General features: G+C 61.8%; 7 protein-coding genes and 1 tRNA gene. 4 read left to right on the forward strand and 4 right to left on the reverse strand.

Annotated elements, in window-relative coordinates; translation table 11 throughout:
* The first annotated feature begins 86 nt into the window (after nucleotides 1-86).
* A tRNA-Lys gene (locus AC1DVS_RS22005) sits at nucleotides 87-162 on the forward strand.
* Nucleotides 163-514: 352 nt separating this feature from the next.
* Complete coding sequence (locus tag AC1DVS_RS22010) at nucleotides 515-3,529, forward strand: TonB-dependent receptor (protein WP_478026383.1); 3,015 nt, start codon at nucleotides 515-517, stop codon at nucleotides 3,527-3,529.
* Nucleotides 3,530-4,659: 1,130 nt separating this feature from the next.
* Here AC1DVS_RS22010 and AC1DVS_RS22015 read toward each other — a convergent pair.
* The 4 genes from AC1DVS_RS22015 to AC1DVS_RS22030 all read right to left on the reverse strand — a co-directional run bounded on the left by AC1DVS_RS22015 (nucleotide 4,660) and on the right by AC1DVS_RS22030 (nucleotide 9,940).
* A complete protein-coding gene (locus tag AC1DVS_RS22015) occupies nucleotides 4,660-6,510 on the reverse strand; it encodes a hypothetical protein (protein ID WP_478026384.1) in 1,851 nt (616 codons plus the stop codon).
* Between the two features lie 74 nt (nucleotides 6,511-6,584).
* Nucleotides 6,585-8,012 (reverse strand): glycoside hydrolase family 28 protein, encoded by a 1,428-nt coding sequence (locus tag AC1DVS_RS22020; RefSeq protein WP_478026386.1) that lies wholly within the window; start codon nucleotides 8,010-8,012, stop codon nucleotides 6,585-6,587.
* On the reverse strand, nucleotides 8,009-9,157 hold the full coding sequence (locus AC1DVS_RS22025; RefSeq protein WP_478026388.1) for a PKD domain-containing protein: 1,149 nt from the start codon (nucleotides 9,155-9,157) through the stop codon (nucleotides 8,009-8,011). Before AC1DVS_RS22025 ends, AC1DVS_RS22020 begins: the two co-directional genes overlap by 4 nt.
* A gap of 33 nt (nucleotides 9,158-9,190) precedes the next feature.
* Nucleotides 9,191-9,940, reverse strand: a complete 750-nt coding sequence (locus tag AC1DVS_RS22030) for an SDR family NAD(P)-dependent oxidoreductase (RefSeq protein ID WP_478026390.1) — start codon at nucleotides 9,938-9,940, stop codon at nucleotides 9,191-9,193.
* Between the two features lie 206 nt (nucleotides 9,941-10,146).
* Here AC1DVS_RS22030 and AC1DVS_RS22035 point away from each other — a divergent pair, with 206 nt between their 5' ends.
* Together AC1DVS_RS22035 and AC1DVS_RS22040 are read left to right on the forward strand one after the other, a co-directional pair.
* Complete coding sequence (locus tag AC1DVS_RS22035) at nucleotides 10,147-11,487, forward strand: oligogalacturonate lyase family protein (RefSeq protein ID WP_478026403.1); 1,341 nt, start codon at nucleotides 10,147-10,149, stop codon at nucleotides 11,485-11,487.
* 31 nt (nucleotides 11,488-11,518) lie between these two features.
* On the forward strand, nucleotides 11,519-11,833 hold the full coding sequence (locus AC1DVS_RS22040; RefSeq protein ID WP_478026392.1) for an L-rhamnose mutarotase: 315 nt from the start codon (nucleotides 11,519-11,521) through the stop codon (nucleotides 11,831-11,833).
* The last annotated feature ends 321 nt before the right edge of the window (nucleotides 11,834-12,154 follow it).

Genomic DNA, 12,154 nt, shown 5'->3' on the forward strand with positions numbered 1-12,154 from the left:
GGGTTTGCAACAAAGGTGACGGATGCTAACGGGCGCCCTCCCCGAAGCGGCGGCGCCTCCAACGCGCCTCATCTGCTGCCCGGTATGGACGCATAGCTCAGTTGGTAGAGCAGCTGACTCTTAATCAGCGGGTCCTTGGTTCGAGCCCAAGTGCGTCCACCATATCCTTCCAGTTAAATCGACGCCCTGGCTGAGATGTAGACTCTCGTCGGCACGGCTTCCCCTTCATCGATCTTGAGAACGCGTCGAGGCGCCGTGGCACCATTGCCGCGTGAGGATTAATGCCAAAATCGGCAAAATGACCATTATGTGGGACAAGAACGCACGATTTGGACTTTACAGCCGATTTCATATATCGGACAAGTCTGACGCTGGACAGTTAACGCGGAGAGGATCTGAGGCAGCCTGCCATTGCCTGTCGCATGTATGAGTTCACGGCCAGGCCGCCTCACCACCTTTCCCGGACAGCAAAACAAAAGCCTTTGATTCAAAAGGCGCCAGGGGAGGCACGGGAATGACCTTAGACGTCACCAAGAGAAGCCGGGCATGGCTTCACCATTCATCGTTTCTGGCCATGACCACGGTGCTGGCGATTGCCGCCGTGCCGTCAGTGGCCGCCGCCCAAGCCGCACCAGCGGCTGATACGCCCGCGGTGGCGCCACAGGCTGATGCCGAAGACAGCGCCGGCGATATCGTCGTTACCGGCTATCGCGCCGCGCTAGCCAGTGCGATCGCCAACAAGCGGCTTTCGAACAACATCGTCGACGTCATCAAGGCGGACGACATGGCGAGCTTCCCAGACGCCAACCTTGCTGAATCGATCCAGCGCATCCCGGGCGTATCGATCACGCGCGACGCGGGCGAAGGGCGCAACGTCACGGTCCGTGGCCTTGGCGGCGATTTCGTGCGTACCCTGCTGAACGGCATCGAGGCCTATTCATCGACGACTGGCTCGACGCTCGGCGTTGTGGCGGGGATCAACCGTACGCGCGGCTTCGATTATTCGACCTTCGCTTCGGAATTGTTCAACAGCGTCACGGTCAGCAAGACCCAATCAGCCGAGATGGACGAAGGGTCGCTCGCCGCGACGATCGACCTTACGACCGGCCATCCGTTCGACAAGCCGGGCTTCCGCGCCGCGATCTCCGGCCAGGGTGCTTATTACGACAGCAACAAATCCTTCGCGCCGCGCGTCGCCGGCCTGATCAGCGACACGTTCGGCGACTTCGGCATCCTGGTCTCCGCAGCGTACAGCACCCGCAAGGCGCAGGAAGACGGCTATAGCGACACGTCGCAGTCGGACTATTCGGACGCCAATAACGGCTTTTGCGGGCTTGCCGTCGATGACCCCAACCAGGCCGGCAGCCAGGTCATCAATACGCCGATTCCCTTCGTCAATCCGCTCTCCGGCGCGGGCAATCGGCCAGCCAATCAGTGCTTTTCCGGGCTGCCATCGGATCCTGTTGCCTATGCCAAGGTCAAMAAGCCGAACGTCTTCCTGCCGCGCAATCCCGGGCTCGGGCGCTTCACGCTCGATCAGAAGCGCCTCGGCATCACTGGCGCGCTGCAATGGCAACCTTCGAACGATACCCATGTCACCCTCGATGTGGTCTATTCGAAGTTCGATCAGGACCGGCTCGATTACGCGCTGTCGCTCGCGTCCAACAATCGCAACGTAAACGGTGCCTCGGCAGCTTTCCCGCTGTTTGCCGGCCGGGTCGATTCACAGCTGATCGACGTCAATGTCGATCCGAACGGCCAAGTCAACTACATGAAGATCAACCATGTCGACATGAAGCAGATCGAGGAAAAGAGCCATACCACGACCTCAACCCATGAAGTCGGCCTGACCTTCGACCAGAATTTCACCGATAACTTCAGCGGCCGGCTGAAGGTTGGCCATGCGGGATCGAAGTTCAACCAGCCATGGGATGTCTTCATCTCCTATGACGCCTTCAACAAGGACGGCTATAGCTGGGATGCCCGCAACGACGTTCGCCGGCCGCTGATCGTTTACGGCTATGATGTCACCAATCCGGCGAACGTGACTTTCACCAATGCCGGCACCGGCCTCACGCCGGATATCCGCATCGTCCAGGCGGAGGTGAAGAACAACCTCGCCACTCTTTCCTATGATTTCAAATACAAGGCATCTGACACGCTCTCGGTCAAATTCGGCGCGATGTACAAGAGGTTCGATTTCGTCGCCGAGCAGCAGCAGCGGCTCTATCCCAATAACGGCACTGACCTGACGCGATTCAATTTCGCCAAATTCGCCGCCGATTTCCCGACGCTCGCGCCGCTGAGCGAGACGCTCACCAATTTCGGCAGCCAGCTCGGATTGCCGGCCGGCTCAGCGACAGGCTGGGTCGTCCCGAACGTCCAGGCCTATATCGACAAGCTGGGCCTGCTCTGTAACTGCTCCAATAATTATGGCGACTTCACGCTGAGCACGACTACCGCGCTTGGCAGCAACCGCAAGGTTCGCGAAGAGGACAAGGCGCTTTACGCCCAGCTCGATTTCGATTTCGAGGTCTTTGGCGGGCATCGCCTGCGCGGTAATGCCGGTCTTCGTTATGTCGCGACCGATGTCGCCGCGACGGGGTATACCTCGGCGACCAGCCAGGTCACGGTCGGCCACTCCTATCATGACTGGCTGCCGGCGGTGAACATGGCGCTGGATATCACGCCGGACATTGTCGCCCGCGCCGCCTTCGCCATGGTCATGGCCCGCCCCGGCCTCGCCAATCTGAGCCCGGGCGGAACGGTCAACACCAATTTCGGCGCGCAGTCGGCGTCGATCGGCAACCCGCTGCTGAACCCCTATCGCGCCAAGAATTACGACCTGAGCTTCGAATGGTATCCCGGCAAGGGCGCCCTCGTCGGCGTTGCGCTGTTCTACAAGGACGTCGGAAGCGTGATCAACACGCTCGCCGCGCAGGAGCCCTTTGGCAATACGGGCCTGCCGCTCAGCCTGTTGCCGGCCGGGCAGGATGCGAGCACGATCTATCTCGTGACGCGGTCTCGCAACAGCCCGGGCGGCTATATCGAAGGCGTCGAGGTCAATGTGCAGGAGCCCTTCACCTTCCTGCCCGGCTTCCTGAGCCACTTTGGTGCGGCGGTGAACTACACCTATGTGAAGTCGAAGGTGCTCTATTATCTGTCGTCGGGCGTGACCGCATCGACGACCTATAATCAGTTCCTGAACGTGTCGCCGCATTCAGTGAACGCCACGCTCTATTATGACGACGGCCGGTTCTCGACGCATGTTTCGGCTGCCTATCGCGCCAAATATCTCACGGCTCTTCCCTTCAAGTCCGAAGTGCCGGATGCCAATGGCAGCTATTCGACGCTGAACATCGATGCGTCGATGTCGTTCGCCCTCACCAAGCGCTTCAAGATCACGGCCGATGCCCTGAACCTGACGAACCAGCCGGCTGACCAGTTCAGCGGCGAAGTTCGCAGGTCCCAGCGCGTGTTCAGCACCACCGGCCGCCAGTTCTTCCTGGGCGCCTCCTACACATTCTGATCCCCGAGAGGCTTGATCCGATCCTCCCCACTAAGGCCCGCCCGGTCATCCGACCGGGCGGGTTTCTTTTGTACGGCGCCGGCAAAATCCATCACGAATACTTGGCGTATTTTTGCGAGTTAAACGCGAAAACCGTGTGAAAGTCGATTTGAACGCGGGATTTTCGAGCTGTTTTTGGCACTTTCTCGAATAATATGAAGCAGTTAATGTCTCGCATTATTCCTTCGAAATCATCGAGTTGGAAAATATTGCGGTTCCGTAATATCGATTTCCCACCTCCGGGATTGGTGAGGCTAATCATGCCCTCTTCGGCGACCCCGGTTCAATAGAGCGCTTCGCGAAACGCATTTTTGCGAGCCATCGTGTGGTATGAAATTTAAAACCGCTGCGCTCGCTGTTCGGAAATTTTAGCGCCCTAGCGGCCATTTTCCAATTTTTTTTCATGGGCTATTGATCAAGACGCCCCGGCACAAACTGCCAATTTTCTTGTGCGGAAAGTATTGATTTTTGCGAGTCGCAAAAATTGACTTGGTTTTTCTTGATTCTCCGATCCATGGTGGCGAGCAGGGACGCGTCGCCGCCGGGCGAGCGGCGGCGTTTCGAGTGTCTCGACAATGGGAAAGAGCAGGCGGGCATGGCATCGGATCCGACGCGACCATAGCAGAGGGTGCGAAGGGTTGAATCGACGGCCCGTCCTGGCGCGATCGCTCGGGAAGCGGCGTGGCGCAGAGCCACCCTAGTCACCCGAATCTAGGGCCGATCGACATTCAGGCCTCGAAATCCTCTCCAGTGGGAGAGGATAGTGTAGCTTGTCAGCTTGCTGACTAGCGAAACTTGGTGAGGGGCTCCGGGAGCTATCGAGAACTCCCGGAGCCCCTCACCAACTCCGACTAAGTCGCTGCGCTCCTAAGTCTTCGTATCCTCTCCCACTGGAGAGGAATTATGTGGACCTCCTGAATGTCGATTGGCCCTAAAGTTCGTAACATTATATCTAGCGTCACCCCCGACTTGTTCCGGGGTCTATCGAGCCGCAAGAGCAACGCTTGCACACCCCGCGGAAACATGAATGCCGGAACAGGTCCGGCATGACGAAATAGGGAACCTGACGGCTCGAACTTCGGTTCCGCTCCTTAGGGATTGGGCACGGTGAACAGCCGGTCGTAATCGCGCCAATGCGCGTTCATGATATCGATCTTGTGCTTGATCTCCCGGGCAGTGTCCGGGCCGAGGCGCATGATCGTCTCGTCCTGTGGTGTCGGGGCAAGATCGAGGATCGGTTCGCTGCTGCTTTCGAGCAGCGTCCGCAGGTAGACCATGGTGTCGATTTCCTTGCGCGCCGTCTCCATCAGATCCGTGCGGTCCCAGCTCGACTGGACGCCCAGCACCGGATCGGACTCGGGCTTCACGCCAAGGCTTTTCACGCGATCGAGCTGGGCCTGATAGGCGACCATATTGTCGGCTGACTGGAGCAGGTAGATCAGCGCCTGGACGCGCTTGCCCGTCAGATCCCACTGCGCGCGCGCGGCATCGGTGGTGGCGGCCGCCTTAATGCCCTGGATCAGCGCCAGCGCCCTTGTGGCACGCGGCATCGCGGTTTCGATCGTGCGCTGGAACAGGAGTTTGGCGCCGTATCCCTCGTACATGCGCATCGCCTGGATATCGGTGAGGTCAGCGGCCTGCTCCTCGCCCTTGGCCTGGAACAGGAAGGGCCTGTAATCCTTCTTCTCCGCCTCGGTCAGCTCAAGCGGAAAGGGCACCATCGGCCGGGTGATCCAGCGGTTGAGGACGTGGCCGAAGCGCAGCATGCCGCCGAAATCGAGGACGTCGAGTTTGCTGCGCACATCGGCAAGTGCGCTCCAGACCTCGACGAGATTATCGGCCTGTGCTTCGCCCACTTCGCTGACGGCGAAAGCGCGCAGGGCCACGATCCGTTCTGTGGCCGAGCGCATCGGCAGGTCATGCGTCGCCTTCAGCAGCCGATAGGTGAAGTCCACGCTCTGCGCATCGCCGAGATTGACTGACGCACGGTCCGGAGACGGCGGAGTGAGGCCGGCGAAGGAGGGCGCGACGATCCCGACGACCGGATAGAAGGGGCGCGCGCCCCCGCCGCCCCGGCTGCCGGTTGCGAACGGGCGTCCGTCAGGCCCTTCCAGTCCCTGGACCGCAAGGCCGCGCGGCAGCTTGCGGACGATGTTTTCCAGCACATCCGGCGCGAAGGTGGGGACCATCCATTGCCGTGGCTCGATCTGGTTGATGTTGATCCGGATCTCGTGGCCAACCTCTTTGGCGGCCTGCTGCGCATTGATCATGAAGGTGGTGACGCGATCGGCGATGGGGCGGTCCCGGAAATTGCTGTTGCCGTTCGGCCCCGAATAGAGCGACGGGGTCCAGTCGAATCCCGAGCCGGCGTCCGTCGTGACCCAGTTGAAGGTCTCGACCTGCGGACACGTCTTGAGCAGCGCCTGCACGGACTCGCGGTACATCCGCAATATCTCAGGCCGGTCGACATTGGGCGCGAAATGAACTTTCCGCGAGCGAGCGGGGTGATCGATGCGGGGTCCGCGATATTCGGGATGCGCGGTGAAGAATGGCTCGGGCAGCACCGCCGGCTCGTTCGCGCTCCAGACGCCCTTCAGGCCATATTTCCGCAGGATGGCGCAGCGCTTCGCGACGATCGCCTGAACCCGCAACGCATAGGGCATGTTGACATAGGGCCGGACCTCGGCCGGCGGGAAGATCTTGAACAGCGTCGCATGGCGCACGAACCACGCCGGATAGGGATCATCCTTGTCGAGCTCCCACATGGCGAGCGGCAGGTCGTCGGTGACGGTCATCTCGGTGGCGCCGAGATCTTTGGACAGCGCGGCCCTATGCTCGAAGAGCGCCAGGTCGGCGGTGTCGCCGGCGAGATCGGCGTTCGGACGGGCGGCCGTTTCATGCCCCCGTGCGGCGGCAGGCTGGATCTGTGGCAGCATCGCCAACAGCGGTAGCGCCATTAACCCGATCGACCGAGTCACTCTCCTGCTCACCACTATCTTCTCCTGAAACCGCGACATCATCCGTTCGTGACCAGGATTGCCGGGTCGCGCGCGGGATGCGCTGCCTCCCCGACAAAGCCGGCATTGGCCAGCGCGGAGACATCTTCGACTTGCAGCGCGTGGGTGAAATAGTCAGGGCGGTTCTCACCCCATTCCACCGTGCAATGATCGAGCGTGATGTGATCGGCGTGGCGGATGAGCATTCCCGGCGTGCCATGCTTTTCGATCGCATCGATCGCCGATGTCGGGCGGTTGTCGAACACGCCGCCCGGATATTTCGTCCAGCGGTCGAGAGTCACCTTGACCCTGTCGAGCGTGACGTTGCGGATCCGGCTCGCGCCATGGCCCTGGATCCGGATGCTGTTTTCAGCGCGGCCGGTGACATTCTGCACCAGCACATCATGGATGGTGCCAAGCGTGGTTGTCGGCGTGCGCGGGATCGCGGTAAAGGAAATCGCCTCGCCGCGCCCCCACCACGGCGCGGAGAAATAGCGCGAGACGAAGGTGATGTCGCGGTACACAATGTCATAGACGCTGCCCTGATCGCGCAGCTGAATGCAGAGGCCGCGACAGCCGGTCACGATCCGGCAACGCTCGAACAGGATCTGGTGGATATCCTGGGTCGTCTCGGTGCCGATCTTCAGCCCCGAATCCTGGGTTTCCAGCACGCAATCGCGGACAGTGATATTGTGTGACGGACCATATTGGGGATGGCCGGCGGTCGTCTTGATCACGATCGCATCGTCGCCGCACACGATGTGGCAATTGCGGATTTCGACATGCTGGCAATGATCGGGATCGATCCCGTCGCAGTTCGGCACGTCGGGCTGATTGTGGATCGAGACATGATCGATCAGCACGTGCCGGCAGCCGAGCAGATGCACGGTCCAGCTCGGCGCCTGGCTGAAGGTCACGTCGCGAATGACGAGGTTCTCGCAATTCTCCAGCACCAGCAGGCGCGGGCGGAACGGCTTGGGGGTCCACCATTCATTCTCGGCATCGAAACCGCTCATGAATTCGGGCGAGCGGCCGTTGATCACGCCGGTGCCGCTGATCGTCAGCCCAATTGCGGCGACAGCATGCAGCACGCCTTCGAGCGACAGAACGCCTTCCTGTGGCGTACCATAGTGCGCCGGGTCGGCGCTCACCATGATCTCGGCGTCGCCCGCCAGATGGAAGTCGATGCCGCCGGCCAGCCGCACCGGGCCGATCAGATATTTCCGCCCCGCGCGCAGCAGCACCCGCGCGCCCTTCCCCCAGGCCGCTGCCGCATCGACTGTGCGCTGGATCGCAGCGGTATCGAGCGCCACGCCGTCTCCCACGGCGCCGTGATCATGCACGTCGAAGATGCGAGGCGGCCGCGTCGCCCCAGCCGAGCGGCGCGCAAAGGCGCCGATCGCTGTTACCGCGGCCATCCATCCCAATGTGTTGCGGCGGTTGATCATTTCGGCGGATCTCCGGTGAACGAGACGTCCCAGACCTTCGACAGCTTCGATGCGCCGGCCGGACCCGTCACCTCCAGGGTGACGACGAACTTGCCGGGCTGGGCATAGCTATGGATCGGATGTTGCTCGGCCGAGCTCTGGCCGTCGCCGAAATCCCATTTCCAGCCGGCCGTCTTGCCTATCGACTCATCATGGAACGCGACGACGCGGCGATCCACATCGACGATCCGGAACGACCAGTCGGCCTGGATCGGTTTCCGCAACGCGGGTTCGAGCGGCATCAGCCGGAACGGGCAGAGCTCGGATGCCTGGCCGTACATCGTGTGTTTGGGCGACAGGTTCCAGAAGCCTCTGTCGGGTGTCTTCGGACCATCCTGGTCGATCACTGCCCAGGCCATGGCAATGATCTTGTCTTCGGCCAGCTCGGTCTCCACCGATCGCGTCGCGCCGTCGGGGGCGGCATAGTCGAATGGGGTGATCCAGAACTCCATCGTCAGCTTGCCCGCTTCGCCGGGCTTGAAATGGTAGCGAGAGGAGATGTTCGACCAGGGCAGGCGCTTGATCCACGCAGCCTGCGGGCCCCAGGCCATCGCCCAGTCCTTGTCCCCGGCGGGGGTGAAGATGTGGTAGTTCTGCGCGTGGATGTTCTGGAAGCCGATCCAGGCATCGCGATCTGACAGATAGCTCTTGCCGGGCATGACCGGTTGCCCCGGACCTGGCGCGATATCGGGATGGAAGCGCGCGATCAGCGGCCCGCCGGAGCGGTCGCCATCGACCACCAGTTCGAAGATATCGTTCTTCAGCCCCGGCTCGCCGAAATCCCAATAATCGTCGGCCGCCTCGTAGAGGAAATAGAGGCGGTTAAGTCCCTTCACCCACCCCACCTTGACGCTGACGTCGATACTCGCGGGATCGGGGCGCCGGCCTGAGCCGTCGTCCGCCGCGAGCCTGTCGTTGCCGATGGCATAATCGCTGCCGACCATGGCCCAGTCCGAGGTATCGCCATCGACGCGGGGGATGGCGTCGGCAGGGAACTGGAAGATTTTCAGCGGCTTCTCGCAGTCGAGCGCGGTGGCCGGCGGCGCCCAGAGCAACAGCACCGCCAAGAGACGGGCAAGGGCGTTGACGAAGGGAATGTCGCGCATCTGCCTCTCCTTTCCACGCCCGGCGCACCCGCCTCAGAAGGTCGTCCGTCCTCCGGATGTGTCGAAAGTCGACGCTGTGGTGAAACTGCATTCGGCCGATGCCATGAAGCACACCATGGCCGCCGATTCCTCGATCTCTCCGAGCCGGGCCATCGGGATCTTCGAGCGCATATATTCGACCTGGCTCGGCGGGAGCTGATCGAGGATCGGGCTTTCGAAGGTTGCGGGCGTGATGCAATTGGCGATCACGCCTTTGGTCGCCAGCTCCTTGCCCAATGACTTGGTGAAGCCGATCACGGCCGCCTTCGACGCGGAATAAGCGGAGGCATTGGGGTTGCCTTCCTTGCCCGCCACCGAGGAGATATTGACGATCCGGCCATAGCCGCCCTCGAGCATGTGCGGCACGACTTCACGGCAACAATAGAACAGCCCGTTGAGATTGACGTCGATCACGCGCAGCCAGCTGTCGGCGGGATAGTCGTGAACTGGCGCGGTCGCTCCGGTGATCCCGGCCGAGGTGATCAATATGTCGATGCCGCCGAGCGCATCCCGGCTTTCCGCCATCGCGTGCGCAACCGCTCCCCGATCCGAGACGTCGACCACCGCTGAATGCGCCGCACCTGTTTCGCTCGCTGCGAGGGCGAGACTCTCGGCATTGATATCCCAGAGCGAGACGCGACCGCCCTCGGCGATGATCCGCGCGGCGACGCTCCTGCCCAGACCCGAGGCGCCGCCGGTGATGACCGCGGCGCGCCCGGAAAAACGGCCCTCGAACAGGCTCATGCCGCTTGCCTTTGATAGGAGCGTATCGGGGCATGATGCGCCGCATCCGATGGAAACACCCCTGTCCTCCCCTAAAATTTTATGTGCGCAGACTATCACTATATGAGACACTTCGTTAAATGATGAGACATTAGCCGTCAAACGCTGATTGCCGAAAAGCCGTATCAAGCGGTGCCGCGCGTCAGTTAGGGAGAGTGGAAATGAAGCTGGCAACCATGTTGCTCGTCGCCTTGACCGCTGCGTCGCCAAGCTCTGCGCAGGCGCAGCCCCAGGCTCCGGCCAAAGCGCAAACCCTGCCTCCCGGCGAATGGATCGACGCCAAGACGGGCCACCGCGTCGTGCGCATCTCGACCGCGCCGGGTGCATCGAGCCTGTATTTCCATCAGCAGAGCTTCACCCCGCAGGGCGACAAGATGGTGGCCTCGACGAGTGAGGGCATCGCCGCGATCGACCTCAAGACTTGGAAGATGACGACGATCGTCCGTGGCGCCGGCCTGCAATTGCTGTTCGCCGGCCGCAAGACGCGCACGGTCTATTATATCTCAGGCGGCTCGCGCGGCGCGGCGCGGGGCAGCACCACCACGCCGGCGCAGATCTGGGCGGCCGATATCGACAGCGGCAAGGCGCACCGGATCGCCGATATCCCTGCAGGCGGCATCGCCACGATCAATGCCGACGAGACCCTGCTCGCGGGCGCGGTGGCCGAGCGGGACATGCCGCTTCAGCCCGGCGCGGCGGCACGCGATCCGCGCTTCGACCAGGCGGGCTATGCCGCGCTCGGCCCCGACGGCAAGCCACTGACCTTTGCCGAGGCCAAGGAGGTACGGCTGAACGATCGGCTTGAAGCGCGCATCCCGATGGAGATCTTCACGATCGATATCCGCACCGGCGAGCGCAGGGTCGTCCACCGGGCGACCGACTGGCTCAACCATCTCCAATTCTCGCCGACTGATCCCAGCCTGCTGATGTTCTGCCATGAGGGACCGTGGCACAAGGTGGACCGGATCTGGACGATCCGTACCGACGGCAGCGGCCTTACCCAGGTGCATCACCGCACGATGAACATGGAGATCGCCGGTCACGAATTCTGGTCGCCCGACGGCAAGACCATCTGGTACGATCTGCAGACGCCGCGCGGCGAGGTTTTCTGGGTTGCGGGCTATGACCTCGGCACTGAAAAGCGGCGCTGGTACAAGGTCGAGCGCAACCAATGGTCAGTCCATTTCAACATCTCGCCGGATCAGACGATGTTCTCGGGCGATGGCGGCGACAGCGAGATGGTCGCGCATGCGCCCGACGGGAAATGGCTCTATGTGTTCCGGCCCAAGTCGATCCCCGATGTCGCCGGCATTCATGCGCCCGGTTCGGAAAGCCTGATTGCGCCCGGCACCTTCGGGGCTGAGCGGCTGGTCGATATGACGAAGCATGATTATCGGCTCGAGCCCAACATCCACTTCACGCCCGACGGCAAATGGATGGTGTTCCGATCGAACATGGAGGGCACCAGCGGCATCTATGCGGTCGAGATCGCGGGCGCCAAACCATGAGCGGGACTATCAGGCGGCAGGAGAATGAGCGATGACGATTCACGCGTTCCGGATGCAGCTCAAGCCTGGTGTGGTGGACGAATATCGCCGCCGCCATGACGAAATCTGGCCCGAGCTGGCCGAGGCGATCTCGGCTGCGGGCATCTATGATTATTCGATCTTCCTCGACGAGGAGACGCTCGCGCTGTTCGCCGTGCTCAAGCTGCGCGAGGACAATGATCGCGACGCGCTGCCGCACCAGCCGGTGATGCAGCGCTGGTGGGACTATATGGCACCGCTGATGGAGGTCGAGCCGGGCAACCGCCCGGTCGAATGGCCGCTCGTTCCGCTGTTCCATCTGGCGTGAGCGTGTGGCCTGCCTGGCTGCGGCGCTTGCGCGACGCTGGGGACTCTAGGGTTAAATTCGATCAGCTTTTTCCGTCATGCCGGACTCACATGAGGAGTTTGTGGTCAAGAGGTTTGCCTATGGCATGTTGGTTCTCCTTGGCTATTTGCGGATGTCAGGTCTGAGCCGTTTGGCATGACGCGGCCGGATTGCCCGACCTGGTCCAACTCACATACGGTCGCCGCGCAGGACGGCTGCACCATGATCCCGCTTGCGACGGGCGAGGCTCAGGCGACGGGACCATTCTTGTTTTCGGCTCTTTAAGGAGCCAGTCCAGCATGC

The sequence above is a fragment of the Sphingomonas sp. P3_C5 genome, from assembly GCF_056402635.1.